Below are 14,016 nucleotides of genomic sequence, written 5' to 3'. Positions count from 1 at the left end.
GCCTTCAAGTAATACATTGCTAAAATTAATTTTAAGTTAATCATTTGTATCTATTTTAAAGAGTTTTTTTAATGTTTCACTTGTGACTTCTTTTGCTTCGGTGAATTCATTTTGACTAATAGATGGTGTGGTTCGGCTATAAAGTAAATTCTCTTGCCTGTACAAAATATTCTCAATCCTACCCCAAAGTAAGTCCGGTAATGTTATTGGCTCTTTTATTTTTTGTGGTAACTTTCCATTTTCTAAATTCAATAATTTCTTGATGTCTTGGTCTGATAAGTTGCAATTAATCTCATTAACAATAAACTCTTTGAGGGCTGATTTTAATGTTATTCCTAATAAACTATATGCTAACCAATTTGCTTGCGATAAAGGTTGTTTTGATAAAGTAACAGAGGCTACGACCCCTTCATACAATCCTTTCGTCCATGGCTTGCGAATCGATAATCTTTCATTCTTCTTTGCAATCTTTTCTGCCAATCTCATTCTTGATTTAGGTGGGTCGGGCAGAAAAGATTTTTTTACATTTATAAAATTTTCAATGGGAACATCAATAATCCTCCCTTTATCATGAGAAAAGACTTTATCTGCCCACTCCCCCATCCAAACTCTTGATAACGTTGCATACTCTTTGACGACTTGAACAAGCCAATCATGCAATGCTATGAAAACATGATGTTTGACATTAATGTCAGATTTACTACTATTCCATGGCATTTCTGATGCATCGCCTTGCATTGAAACAATTACTTTTGTTAAAGATAATTTTGGATGGGGTAGTCCTGCTTGGCCTTTTGTAAATCCAACATCAAAACTTTTCATTGCTGGGGCTACTAAACGGTCATTACAATAAAAATAAACACCGTACTCTCCTGCGCCAGGACTAGACTCATTACTTAGGCCTGCAATAACTTCAACATCAATATTTCTTTTTTTATCTGTAGTTAATATTCCATGATATCTTCTAGGTTCATAGTTAGGAGGGTATGACCAGTTATCAAAAAACTCGGGGTCAATGATTTTATCATTTAGCTTCAAGTAAACATTATTTATGGTTAGAAGTTTCCCATAAGTTTTTCTTAAGTGGTTATGCAGTTTCTCAATTAGATCATCGGTGATAATGATTCTCAATTTCTTCAGTTCTACGCGTGTTGAACCGAAATCAATATCTCCAACTGTAAATAGAGGTAGAATCCACTCTTCATCATCAAGCCAACTGTCATCAAATTCGACTTGATACGTTTGTTCTTTTTTGTACCGTGTTTTAATTTGGATATCGCTAGCCAAAGCTACAACTGCTCTTTTTGTACCCACACCAAAAATTCCAATAGTTTGATCTGTTGAAGAGGAACCAGTATGACCAGGGCTAACAATGTATTTCAGTTCGTTTTGTGAGAGGCCACCCGCGTTATCTTCAACGCTAATAATACCCTGCTCTTTGTTTAGGGTAATGTTAATTTCGATGCTGTTTCTTCTACCATTTCGAGTCCAAACGTCGAAGCTATTATCAATCAATTCACATATGGATTTATTAAGATCGTAATCAGCTATTATTGATAGAAAAAGTCTTTTTGAGGGTACCGCATCCAGAGTTCCTACTTGATATTTCATCCTTAACCCCAATTAAATTAATTATTGTTTATGACATATCTATCATGTTATAAAGGTAAAATGCAAATATAAATCAATTGTAGTTACAGGAGTGTAACTAATGCTATTTTATAACAGAAACGATGTTGCACCACCGCTCCCATTCCAAAGTCATGAAGCAAGAGCTGAACGTAGTGATCTAGTTGAGTTCATGAGCCTTTCTGATGATAGAAAAGCTCAAACATCAGTACCTCCCACGCGATTTAGAATAAATGATGAATCGATACAATTAGCGTTAAATAAGCTTTTTCATTCTAAGTGTGCATTTTGCGAGAGTAAAACTCCGCTATCCATACACCTTTTTAGACCAACTGATGGCGCAATGCCATTATTGAAGTCTGCCTTTTCTCATATTTATTATATTTGGCTCAGAACTGACTGGGGTAATTATTACTCAGTATGCTCAAATTGTAATGCTAATTCTCGAAATACATTCCCAGTTTCTGGTAAAAACCGCGGGGAACTCCCTTCTATAGAGGATGTAAAAAATTTCGCCAATGAAAATTTTGGACTCTGGCGAGGGAAACATATGGATAAAGCATTATTATTGGATCCCTGCGAAGTTAAAAATTTCGGAATGCATTTTTCTGTCGACTATTCCGGTGAAATCTTAGCACGAACGCGTCGCGCAGAAATAACAATAAAACTGTTTAATTTAAACAGTCAGTATCTGATTGAAGAGAGAGGTAGAGCATATGATAATTATATCAATATATTGTTATCTAATCTTGTTAGAAAAATCGAGTCACCTCTTTTTGAATTTAAAAGTATAGAGTTTGGTGGTACATGGTTTTTGTTACTTGTGCGACTTATTAAAGTTATAGAAATAAAGATCGATAAAAAACTGCTAAAAAACAAAAGTAATCTTTATAGTATTTTACAAGATGTTTATAAAACCTCCTTTGGAATTAAGGTGGTTAATGACTCCATTAATGAATTAAAAAACAAGCGGATACTTAAAAAAGAAATAAAAAACAGCACGCCCGTCTCACGCATTGAATATATAACACCATCATTTTTCGAACTGCAGAACTTTAAGTCATTGCAAAGCATTAGGTTGAAAATGCCTAAAGTTAGGCTTGCAGATAATGTATATAACTATCAAGATGAAGCTGCAGCTTTACTAATATTAGGTGAAAATTCATCAGGGAAAAGTTCTATTCTTGAGGCTATTGCATTAGCACTATGTGGAGAGATGCAACGTAGCCAGCTAGGCAAATCACCATTAACATTTGTTCTCTCACCTGAATTAATGGGTAGTACAAATGGTTATAGTCCAAAATCAGCTTCAGTTATCGTTGAATTCACTAATTCAGCAATTCTAGAATTACAAATTGAGAATGATTTTAAGTTGAAAGTTACAGGTGAAATCGATGCAATACCACCACTCTTTGCCTATGGCGCCTTCAGACAGTATGGAGCTTATAATAGATTAAAGAATTCAATAGGTAATATTGGGACGTTATTTTATTCTGATCGTGTTTTGGTAAATCCTGAAGTATGGTTACTCAGTCTTCAAGATAATGAATTTTTGATGGTTGTAAGAGCTTTAAGGAAAATACTATCAGTGGATGAAGACTTTGATGTTTTAATCCGTGACAAAGAAAATAATCGCTGCCTTATGGTTACTAAAGTTGGTGACAATAATAATATTACGGAAGTTAAGACACCATTCTCTGTAGTATCTTCAGGTTTCAGGTCAGTTTTGGCAATGGTTTGCGATGTATTAAAAGGATTACTTGCAGGACAATGCCGGAATGGGACAGTTGAGTTTGATAAAGCTAAAGCTATAATATTGATTGATGAAATTGAGGCGCACCTTCATCCTCGCTGGAAGATGCAAATAATGACCGCCTTAAGGCAAACATTTCCCAATGCATACTTCATCGCTACAACTCATGACCCCTTGTGTTTAAGGGGAATGTATGAAAACGAAGTGGTTGTATTCAATAGGATTAGAATCTCACAAAACAAAAATAATGAAATTCCTATAATGGTTGAATTAATTGATCAGCTACCTAATATTGAAAATCTTACTATTGAACAGTTATTGACATCCGATTTATTCAGTATGTTCAGTACAGACTCAAGTGGGGCAGAAGCTAAACTAGCTCATTTAGCTGACCTTTTGGCTAAAAAATCAAGTGGTATTTTTTTAAAACCTGAAGAAGAAGAAGCGCTAAAAGAGCTTGAACAGCAAGTGAGCTCCTCATTACCCCTTGGCTCAACAGAAGTAGAAAGAATAGTTCAGAAAGCCGTTGCAGAATATCTACAGCGTCGTAAACATGAAAGTAAAGCCGGTTTACACATTCTTGAAGAAGAAACGCGCCGTTCAATAATTAAGGCATTAGAGGGATATTGATATGCGTTCTGTAAAAAGAGGTAATAAACCGCCACCTCCTTCACTCATGTCAACAAAGAAAGATGGAAAAACAGAGCTTGAAAGAGTTAGGGCTCACATGACGAAGGTGTTAAAACCCAACGAAAAAAGAGAGCCATTTAAATTTTCAGTCTATAAATCTGATGATGTAAAGAAAAGGCTTGAAGAATTATTCCATGGTAAATGCGCTTATTGTGAATCTTTTTATGCTAGCCAAGCACCGGTGGATGTTGAGCATTACAGACCTAAAGGTGCTGTTGAGGGTGAGCATCAGCACCCCGGATATTGGTGGGTTGCTATGGATTGGGAAAATTTGCTACCAAGCTGTATTGACTGCAATCGACGTAGAAAACAAATAATACCAGTAGTGGTTAATAATATGAGACAACTTCATCAAAACATGCAGACAGGAAAGAAAGATTCTTTTCCAATATTAGGTGTAAGAAGTTTAGCCGAAAACAAAAATTTCTCCCAAGAAAAACCTTTACTGCTGGACCCGACACGAGATAATCCTTCGGAGCACATAGCATATTGCATTAAAAATGATAACGCAATCGGATTGATTATACCTCAAACGATTCATGATGTTGATGACAATAATCATGATTATGCCATGTTGGGTCAAGAGCGGTTAGAAAGAAATGTTAGTATAAGAGGAGCGGTCTCAATTCAAGTTTATGGATTAAACAGAATTAAGTTAGTTCAAGAAAGAATTTCATTAATTAATAGAATGAGTTTTTTAGAGGAGGTTGTTGTCGAGTTGGGGACTATAATTCAAAATCTAAACAATTCAGAATTAAACGATTTCCCTGATGTAATAAATGCCATAAGAAGTATCAAACTTCTTCAGGAGAAAATATTAACTGAGATGCGAAATCTTACAATGCCTCATGCGCCATTCAGTAGTTTAGCAAAAGCTTATTTAGACGATTTCAAAGAGAGGTTGCTGACGTAGTTATTAAATATATATTGATATCTAGTCAAGGTGGTTGGATACGTTTATCTTGAACAAAGATATTCTTATAAATTATGCCTTGTAAAGTTGCATTGACTTTGTTTTTGATGAATTATCAGCTGTTATTTTTATAAGATATTTCTGGGTTTGTTATAATGTTGATTTTTATTTATTACCAAATAATCGAATTTCTAACTTCCAACGGTGTGTTTTTATTTATATTGATTAAGCTTATTAGTAAATAATATATGTGATATTGAGGAGGAGGGTAAGCAAACAAAACCCCAAGTCCTTGATCGTAAAACTGAACTCTGAGTTTTAGCGTCAATATGATGCTAAACAATATTTTTATTGGATAATAATTCATATAAATTTAAATATATGGCTAACCAAATTATTTCCTCAGACGTCTGCTTTTTATCCATAATTTGCATTTATATTAAAAATTAATTCCACCCATATTAATTGAGTAAGCTAAAAAATCCTGTGCATTTTATTCAATTCCAATTTATTCATTCCCGCGATACTTCGATTATCGTTTTACCCCTATATAGCTTTAGACCTATATTTACGGGGTTTGTTGTCTGGCAGATCGAAACGATGGAGCGATTTGATCACTGATTGATGACACAGATCGAGCTTGTGTGCTGGCAGCATTAATCGTTTTACGACAAAAAGGGCCGGGATTATGCAGACCTTATGCCGATTCGATTAAATGATCCTGTTTTAGCAATATGAAAGAACTGCGTTTGCAGAGTAAAGGCGATCCCATTCGAGCATTTTTTGCCTTCGACCCATGGCGAACAGGAATCGTGCTTTGTGCTGGCAGCAAGGTGGGTAATGAAAAGCGCTTTTGTGCCGAGATGATCCCGTTGGCTGATCGTGAATTTACTCAGTACTTAGAGAACAAGAGTTGAAAACTAGTAACGCGATGGGTAGAACGCTGGAACAGATTCTTGCTGATGAAAAGCCTGAAGTCGTTGCTAATGCACAGGCGTTGGCAGAAGAGATGCTGCTCAATATTCACCTTGCTGAACTGCGCGAGAAAGTGCAGAAAACACATGTGGAAATGGCGCAGGCGCTCAACATCAAACAACCGACTGTTACTGTCATGGAAAAGCGGGGCGCGATCTTAAGTTGTCAACGCTCAAGCATTACATCCAAGCGGCTAGGATCAAACTGCGTCTTGGTATCGAATTGCCGGACGGCACGCATTACGAATTTGTGGTGTAACCGCCAGCAAGTACGTTCTGAAATCTTGTAAGGTGCGCATTTATACGCAGCAGGTTGGCGGTCGCCATAGGAAGTGCAGATTCCAGCCCTGATTCAAGCTAAATTTCAGTGACCGCCAATAAAGTTATCCGCCGCGCAACATAGTCGAGGACAGTTTTTCGCTGCGCTTCTGGCATGTGACTTTCAGTGTAGGTATCAATAATCAGCTGATGGTTACTGATAATTTCGCTTAGCCATTTTTTGGCCAAAGCGGGATGAATATCCATACCTTGCGCGAGCAGAATAAAATCCGCTCCCAGATATTCCCCGTAAATGGAGTTAATTCCCGGAGCGCTTTCCGCATCATTTTCTTCTCGCTCCAGAAGCGGCAACGCTAAATATTCTTTAAACGCCGTAGGGTAGGGAACGACGCTGATAAAGTCATAGACTGGAGCCAAATAAGGCGCTCCTTTTTCAGGAAGGATGATGCCGATATTGCGCAGATGAAAATCATTATTGCCTAATACATAGGCATAGATGATGCGTAAAAAGAGATCTCGCTTACTCTTTAAGCTGCTACTTACCGAATGATTGAGAAATTTAGCGGCTTTCTCGTAACTCGTGGCCTTTTTATTGTCTACATAGCCATATTTATCGCCGAGGCCCATCGCGCCATCTAACTGCTCCTGATGCAATCTGCCTTTATCAGTCCCTATCCGGTCATATCTCTTGATGACAAAAGCGAGTTCATCTGGCCGGTTATCATCATGCTTAAACTGCATAAGTCCAAAGGATGGAACGTCAAATTTCAGGCGTTGCATCAGACACATCGTTGCATGCTCATTTTCTGCCAGGTGCGGGTACTCCTCTGGTGAGGGTTTTAGAATATAGGTACCGTCGTTGCTGACCACATGCAACTCTCCTGCTTCCAGGCGGAGAGAGAGCTTGGGTTGATAGCCTGAAATGCTCATCCCTTTCTGGCGCTCAGGGAGTTCCTGAATAAACTGGCTACGGGTGAACGGCAAGCTCAGGGACACTTGCAAACTACCCAGTAAATGTTTAATGCCTTGTGTCGAATAGCCCGTATTCAACTCGGATTCTTTCAGCAGGTTTAAATTTATCAGGCAGCGTTCTGGGTTCATTGAGTTATCTCTTTAAGTACGACGGCACCAAGCAAGTCGTCACCATTCTGCATCAGTAAACCGAACAGATCTTTGTCGTCAATTTTCTGAATTTCAGAATATCGTTTACGCAACCATCCTTCTGGTGCTAATCCCTTGAAGAATGGATGAAGCTCTTCACTAAAGTAAGGCTCCGACCTCACTGGCATGCTAAGAGATATTGCTGGCCCGCGATAATTGGGCTGATAGCAGAAAGCAAAACCTCTTTCTACTTCACTCAATGTTCCTACAGGATGGTGGTATAGCCACACCGCTATTTTTCGAGCCATACTTTTATTCCGAGCTCTTTAAGCAATGCATGGAGATTAATTGCCTTTGCCGATGATGGTTTGGCAATCATTCGTTTAAACGTCGAGATTGAAACGCCAATTTGCAAAGCCATCTCTTCATAAGTGATATTTTGTTGCTTGAGTTCACGCGTCATGATCTGCGGCAAAAGCGAAAATTCCAGAGCGTTGAGAGCGCGTATGTCGTTCGGAGCACATTGAGTTGAAGATTGAATGTTCAACGCCCACTCTTCCAACACGCACTGTCGATCTGATTCAGAGAGCTTGTTAAGTTCAGATTTGATGTCATCCAGGTTCATTTTTGACACTGCTGCGCCTTTGCTAGCCTGCATTTTACGATATGACTCAACTATAAAGCCTTAAGGTTCATTTTTGAACCTATTAACTATTTTATCGCCAAATCCATGCAGTGACGTTAGAGATGAGATTGAAAAGTGTCATTAATGACACTTGATAAAGCTGCGGAATTGAGTGAGCGGAGATTTGGATATATACAGGAAAGCAAAAAGCCCGCTTAGTTTCCTAAGCGGGCTTCTCTAAATTTGGCTCCTCTGACTGGACTCGAACCAGTGACATACGGATTAACAGTCCGCCGTTCTACCGACTGAACTACAGAGGAATCGTGTGAACGAGGCGCATATTAGCGATGCCGATCCCCGTTGTCAAAGCCCGACTGCACACTTTTGGTTTAAGTGCGCGTAAAAGCAGCGGAATGCTGCTTTTCTGCCTTGAATGATCAGATTCTAAACTGCCAGCAAGATCTCACTTTAAACGCAATTCCTTTGAGATGTTAGATGCATGTCAAAGTTTTGTTATTTGCCGATTTTAAAACAATCATTTCAGTGCTTTTATGATGAAAGTTTCAAATGCAAGTTAGATGAAATAAATGAACTGCTAATCATCACCGACGAAATGAGTTGTGTCATCTGAAACGGCATTTCGAAAATAACTGGCTGATTAGTAGCGGGTTACACAGAAAAGATGCAGTAAATCGATAGCGTTAGACCAGAAGCCTTACCTCTACAACCACAAAAAAAACGCCAGCGACGTTGGGTGAATGTAAAAGATATTTTTCATTCGCGGTCTCAGCCAACCTGAGCATGTTAACGAATAAGAAGGGTTACCTATGAAATTCAAAAAAGCGTTATTAACTTCCCTGTTAGTTTGCATGTTACCTGCCGCCGTGATGGCAAAAGACCTTCAGGTAGGCGTTTCTATGGCGCTGTTTGATGACAACTTCCTCACCATTCTGCGCACCGCAATGCAGAAAGAGATGCAAAAAGACAACATCAAAGGCCAGGTTGAAGACGCCAAAGGTGACGTGGCCCAGCAGCTGCAGCAGGTGCAGAACTTCATTGGTCAGGGCGTTGACGCCATTATCGTTAACCCAGTGGATACCAACGCGGTGAAACCGCTGGTGGATGCCGCAGCGAAAGCCGGCGTGCCGCTGGTGTTCGTCAACCGTAAACCGGCAGGCGAGTTGAAAGACAAAATGGCGTTTGTCGGTTCGGATTCTGAACTGGCGGGCCGTCTGCAGATGGAAGCGCTGGCTAAAAAGATGAACGGCAAAGGCAACGTGGCGATTCTGCTGGGTGACCTGGCTAACGAATCCACCCGTGAACGCACCAAAGGTGTGGAAGCGGTGGTCGCCAAATATCCGGGCATTAAAGTCGTGCAGAAACAGACCGCCAAATTCACCCGTAATGATGCGGTGGACGTGGTGAGTAACTGGCTGACCGCGGGCGATGACATTCAGGCGATTGCCTCTAACAACGATGAAATGGCAATCGGTGCGCTGCAGGCGCTGGGTAAAAACCCGAATCACATCCTGGTAGCGGGTGTGGATGGTACGCCGGACGCACTGCAGATGATCAAGAACGACAAAATGGTCGCCACGGTCTTCCAGGATGCGAAAGGTCAGGGTGAAGGCGCGGTACAAACAGCGGTCAAGCTGATTAACGGCGAGAAAGTGCAGAAAGTGGTCGATATCCCGTTCCAGCTGATTACCAAAGATAACTACGAAAAATTCGCCAGTCAGAATCAGAAATAAACCGTAACCGACTTAGCCGTACGGAGGTGATGTATGACCGCTTTTGCGCTTGAAGCCGAAGGCATCAGCAAGTTCTTCCCCGGAGTGAAGGCACTCGACAATGTCTCACTGCGTATTAAACCGGGGTCGGTACATGCCCTGATGGGTGAAAATGGCGCGGGCAAATCCACTTTAATGAAATGCCTTATCGGGATGTATCGTCCCGATAAGGGCACCATTCGCATTAAAGGGGAGCCGGTGCAGTTTCAGGACACCATGGATGCGCTGCGTTCCGGCATCTCCATGATTCACCAGGAACTCAATCTGGTGCCTTACATGACCGTGGCCGAGAATATCTGGCTCGGCCGCGAACCGATGAAGTACGGCTTTGTTGACCACGGCAAGCTGAACAAACAGACGCAGGAGCTGCTGAACAAACTCAATATCCGTTTGAAAGCCGATCGTATGGTTGGCGAGTTGAGTATTGCGTCGCAGCAGATGGTGGAAATCGCCAAAGCGGTGTCATGGAATTCGGACATCGTGATTATGGATGAACCGACCTCGGCACTGACGGAAACCGAAGTGGCGCACCTGTTTACCATCATCCGCGACCTGCGTGAGCAGGGCAAAGCCATCATCTATATCAGCCATAAGATGGATGAGATTTTCACCATTACCGATGAGATCAGTATTTTCCGTGACGGATCGTGGGTCGGCAGCAACAGCACCAGCGAATACACGCGTCAGTCACTGATTACGCAGATGGTGGGCCGTGAATTAACCCAGCTGTTCCCGAAATTCAACGGTGAAATCGGTGGGGATGTGCTGACGGTGCGCAATCTCACCTGCAAAGATCGCTTCACCGACATCAACTTCACGGTGCGCAAGGGCGAAATCCTCGGCGTAGCGGGATTGGTGGGTGCCGGACGCAGCGAAGTGATGGAAAGCCTGTTCGGCATGGAGAGTTTCGACAGCGGTGAAATCCTGATTGATGGCATACCGGTCAAGATCGATTCGCCGTCAACGGCGATTGAGAAGGGCATGGCGTTCCTGACCGAAGACCGTAAAAAGTCGGGGCTGTTCCTGGTGTTGTCGGTGATGGAGAACATGAGCATCGTCAACATGCCCGATTACACCCATAAAAGCGGTTTTGTCAGCCACATCAAAATGGCGCAGGACTGCATGGATCAGATTCGCAAGCTGAACATTAAAACCCCCACCATGGATCAGATCATCAATAACCTCAGCGGCGGTAACCAGCAGAAGGTGCTGATTGCCCGCTGGCTGCTGGCGCAACCGAAGATCCTGATTCTTGACGAACCCACGCGCGGTATCGACGTGGGGGCAAAAGCAGAGATTTATCGCTTGATCAGTGAACTGGCGAATCGCGGCGTGGCCATCATTATGGTGTCGTCCGAACTGCCAGAAATTCTCGGCATGAGCGACCGCGTGATGGTTATGCACGGCGGACGTATAACCGGCATCCTCGATAAAGAAGAGGCCAATCAGGAATCCATTTTGTCGTTGGCATCCGAGTGAGGCGTGAGACACCTATGAGTAACGTAAAAATTACGGCCCCGCAGGCCGCAGAACAGAGTTCTTTCTTTGGCAACCTGCGTCACAAGCTGCCAAAAGATACCGGGATTTTTGTCGTGATGGTGGGCATTGCCCTGATTTTTGAAATTGCCGGTTGGTACGTACGTGACCAATCTTTCCTGATGAACACCAACCGCCTGGTGCTGATTATTTTACAGGTGGCAATCATCGGCATCATCGCGGTGGGCGTGACCCAGGTCATCATCACCACCGGTATTGACCTGTCATCCGGTTCGGTTATTGCCCTCACCGCGGTGGTGGCGGCCAGTCTGGCGCAAACTTCAGACAGCCTGTCGCCGATGTATCCCTCGCTGGTGAACCTGCCTGCGGTGATCCCCATCGTCGCCGGGATTGGCGTAGGGCTGCTGTGCGGCGTAATGAATGGCGTGCTGATCACCAAAACCGGTATTCCACCGTTCATCGCCACGCTCGGCATGATGGTGTCGGCACGCGGTCTGGCGCAGTACTACACGCAGGGTAACCCGATTAGCTTCCTGTCAGATGGCTTCACCTCCATCGGCCAGGGCGCGATGCCAGTCATTATCTTCCTGGTGGTGGCGTTCCTGTTCCATATCGCACTGAAACACACCCGCTACGGCAAATATGTCTACGCGATTGGCGGCAACATGACCTCCGCCAAAGTGTCCGGTATTAACGTTAATAAGTACCTGATCATTGTCTACACCATCGCCGGTGCGCTCTCTGGCCTGGCGGGTGTGGTGCTGGCGGCGCGCGTCAGTAGCGGCCAGTCGAGCATGGGGATGGCGTACGAACTGGATGCCATTGCCGCTGCGGTTATCGGCGGCAGCAGCCTGATGGGCGGCGTGGGCCGCATCACTGGTACGCTGATTGGTGCAGTGATCCTTGGCCTGATCAAGAGCGGCTTCACCTTTGTCGGTGTCGATGCTTACGTGCAGGACATCATCAAAGGCATCATCATCGTCGCAGCGGTTTCAATAGATATGCATCGCAACCGTAAAAAACGCTAATACGCTTCATACTTCACGCTGTAGCGGCGTTGGCTGCGAAAATTCCCCCCGGCCACATAGTTAACTATGCTCCCGGGGGGAATTTTCTTGCCGCCTTGCTACAGCGCGAATTATTTTGCGTAGTGACATTGTGCACGGTCAGTTCCCTCTCCCGCGCGCGGGAGAGGGTTAGGGTGAGGGACAGCGCGCACCGCCCGCCACATAAGTTTTCCAACTGGCTAACCTCCTTCTTTCCCGCTCCTTTTGTTCCATTCCCGCCGTTTCTGTTCACTTTCTGTGTTTTCTGCACCAAACCAGCTCATCCGGTCATCACTTTTTTGCACGCCTGACTCGCATTTTCTGCCCCACAGCGGTGCATGCTGTCTAAAGCTCACGCAAATCACGTCATCGCCCACGCTTATTAACTCCTTCGAGGTAATCACAAACGCTTATTTTCCGTGCCGTTAGGAAAAATCTGGCAACGCAATTTTGCATCGCGAACAAACCTGGCCTGCATATTGCAACTTCATTTCCACAAGCCAGCAGGCTGAAACACCCAACTGGGTATTCGGGGATTGACGGAGGCAACATGAATTTAAGACGACTCAAATATTTTGTAAAAATCGTCGATATCGGCAGCCTGACTCAGGCAGCAGAAGTGCTGCACATCGCGCAGCCTGCGCTTAGCCAGCAGGTGGCGACGCTGGAAAATGAACTCGATCAGCAATTGCTGATCCGCACCAAGCGCGGCGTGACGCCCACTGAAGCCGGAAAAATTCTGTATGCCCACGCTCGCACCATTCTGCGCCAGTGTGAACAGGCGCAAACGGCGGTGATTAACGCCGGCCAGGCACTGAACGGCCAGGTTTCGATTGGTTTAGCGCCGGGCACCGCCGCATCCTCGCTCACCATGCCGCTGCTGCACACGGTGCGTGAGCAGTTCCCGGATGTGCTGGTGTATCTGCATGAAAACAGCGGCACCTCGCTCAATGAAAAAGTGATGAACGGCCAGCTGGATATGGCAGTGCTGTACGACCGTGCGCCAACGGCGGGCATCAACAGCATTCCTTTAATGAAAGAAGAGCTCTATCTGGTGGGCGCAACGGCGTGCCCGGGTGCGACGGTCGATCTGGCCGATGTGGCGCAGATGAGCCTGTTCCTGCCGCGCGATTACAGTGCGGTGCGTAAACGTGTCGATGAAGCGTTCTCGCTGCGCCGTCTGAGCGCGCGCATCATTGGCGAAATCGAATCCATTTCGACGCTGACTGCGGCGGTGTCCAGCGGCATGGGCGTGACGGTGCTGCCAGAATCTGCGGCGCGGGCGCTGGTGAGTTCAACCCATGCGTGGATGGCGCGCATTAACAGTCCGTCACTCAATCTGCCGCTGTCGCTGAACATCTCGGCGCGTCTACCGCTGTCGCCATCGGCGCAGGCCGTGAAGAATATTCTGCTGTCGCTGCTGAATAAGCCAGCGGTAGAGGACCGCGAATTGATGCTGGTGGGATGAGTTAAGCGCACCTTTTCCCTCACCCTAACCCTCTCCCATCAATGGGAGAGGGGACCGATCCCGCCTATATTAGCCAAATAAATCACCTCACCAACCAACCGCTCAATCAACTCCCTCGCCCGCTTGCGGGAGCGGGGACCGATCCAGCGCATATTTAGCCACAATGATCACCTTACCAACCAACCGCTCAATCAACTCCCTCGCCCGCTTGCGGGAGCGGGGACCGATCCAGCGCATATTTAGCCACAATG

10 protein-coding genes, 1 tRNA gene and 2 pseudogenes are annotated in these 14,016 nt (G+C 44.4%); 8 read left to right on the top strand and 5 right to left on the bottom strand.

Annotation, left to right across the window (positions count from 1 at the left end; translation table 11 throughout):
* Window positions 1-36 precede the first annotated feature (36 nt).
* On the bottom strand, window positions 37-1,611 hold the full coding sequence (locus tag KVT28_RS11580; protein WP_217548582.1) for an ATP-binding protein: 1,575 nt from the start codon (window positions 1,609-1,611) through the stop codon (window positions 37-39).
* 100 nt (window positions 1,612-1,711) lie between these two features.
* Between KVT28_RS11580 and KVT28_RS11575 the strand changes: the two genes are divergently transcribed.
* From KVT28_RS11575 to KVT28_RS11560, 4 genes and pseudogenes are all read left to right on the top strand, one after another.
* Window positions 1,712-4,012, top strand: coding sequence for an AAA family ATPase (locus KVT28_RS11575; protein ID WP_217548580.1), 2,301 nt, complete (start codon window positions 1,712-1,714; stop codon window positions 4,010-4,012).
* Between the two features lies 1 nt (window position 4,013).
* Window positions 4,014-4,985, top strand: a complete 972-nt coding sequence (locus tag KVT28_RS11570; protein WP_217548578.1) for a hypothetical protein — start codon at window positions 4,014-4,016, stop codon at window positions 4,983-4,985.
* A 600-nt stretch (window positions 4,986-5,585) separates the two neighbouring features.
* Window positions 5,586-5,902 (top strand): annotated as a pseudogene (locus KVT28_RS11565) (type II toxin-antitoxin system RelE/ParE family toxin).
* Between the two features lie 14 nt (window positions 5,903-5,916).
* Window positions 5,917-6,218 (top strand): annotated as a pseudogene (locus tag KVT28_RS11560) (transcriptional regulator).
* A gap of 98 nt (window positions 6,219-6,316) precedes the next feature.
* On the opposite strand, the gene KVT28_RS11555 reads toward KVT28_RS11560, so the two are convergent.
* From KVT28_RS11555 to KVT28_RS11540, 4 genes are all read right to left on the bottom strand, one after another.
* Window positions 6,317-7,339: a type II toxin-antitoxin system HipA family toxin gene (locus KVT28_RS11555; protein WP_217548576.1), complete on the bottom strand. Its 1,023-nt coding sequence runs from the start codon at window positions 7,337-7,339 to the stop codon at window positions 6,317-6,319.
* Window positions 7,336-7,647, bottom strand: a complete 312-nt coding sequence (locus KVT28_RS11550) for a HipA N-terminal domain-containing protein (protein ID WP_110866690.1) — start codon at window positions 7,645-7,647, stop codon at window positions 7,336-7,338. Before KVT28_RS11550 ends, KVT28_RS11555 begins: the two co-directional genes overlap by 4 nt.
* The gene (locus KVT28_RS11545; protein ID WP_110866699.1) at window positions 7,632-7,964 is read right to left on the bottom strand and encodes a helix-turn-helix transcriptional regulator; all 333 of its coding nucleotides are present in this window, start codon (window positions 7,962-7,964) and stop codon (window positions 7,632-7,634) included. The genes KVT28_RS11550 and KVT28_RS11545 overlap by 16 nt, the downstream gene beginning before the upstream one ends.
* Window positions 7,965-8,208: 244 nt before the next feature.
* Window positions 8,209-8,284, bottom strand: a tRNA-Asn gene (locus KVT28_RS11540).
* A 507-nt stretch (window positions 8,285-8,791) separates the two neighbouring features.
* On the opposite strand from KVT28_RS11540, the gene KVT28_RS11535 reads away from it, so the two are divergent.
* The 4 genes from KVT28_RS11535 (at window position 8,792) to nac (ending at window position 13,765) form a co-directional block, all read left to right on the top strand.
* Window positions 8,792-9,715 (top strand): sugar ABC transporter substrate-binding protein, encoded by a 924-nt coding sequence (locus KVT28_RS11535; RefSeq protein ID WP_101763419.1) that lies wholly within the window; start codon window positions 8,792-8,794, stop codon window positions 9,713-9,715.
* A gap of 33 nt (window positions 9,716-9,748) precedes the next feature.
* Window positions 9,749-11,233: a sugar ABC transporter ATP-binding protein gene (locus tag KVT28_RS11530; RefSeq protein ID WP_217548574.1), complete on the top strand. Its 1,485-nt coding sequence runs from the start codon at window positions 9,749-9,751 to the stop codon at window positions 11,231-11,233.
* A 14-nt stretch (window positions 11,234-11,247) separates the two neighbouring features.
* Window positions 11,248-12,279: an ABC transporter permease gene (locus tag KVT28_RS11525; protein WP_101763421.1), complete on the top strand. Its 1,032-nt coding sequence runs from the start codon at window positions 11,248-11,250 to the stop codon at window positions 12,277-12,279.
* A 568-nt stretch (window positions 12,280-12,847) separates the two neighbouring features.
* Window positions 12,848-13,765 (top strand): nitrogen assimilation transcriptional regulator NAC, encoded by a 918-nt coding sequence (nac, locus tag KVT28_RS11520; protein ID WP_101763422.1) that lies wholly within the window; start codon window positions 12,848-12,850, stop codon window positions 13,763-13,765.
* The last annotated feature ends 251 nt before the right edge of the window (window positions 13,766-14,016 follow it).

It is taken from the genome of Pantoea sp. GbtcB22, from assembly GCF_019091025.1.
Classification (GTDB): Bacteria; Pseudomonadota; Gammaproteobacteria; order Enterobacterales; family Enterobacteriaceae; genus Pantoea; species Pantoea leporis.
The sequence above is the reverse complement of the archived record's forward strand: the minus strand, read 5'-3'. Positions and strand labels throughout refer to the sequence as shown.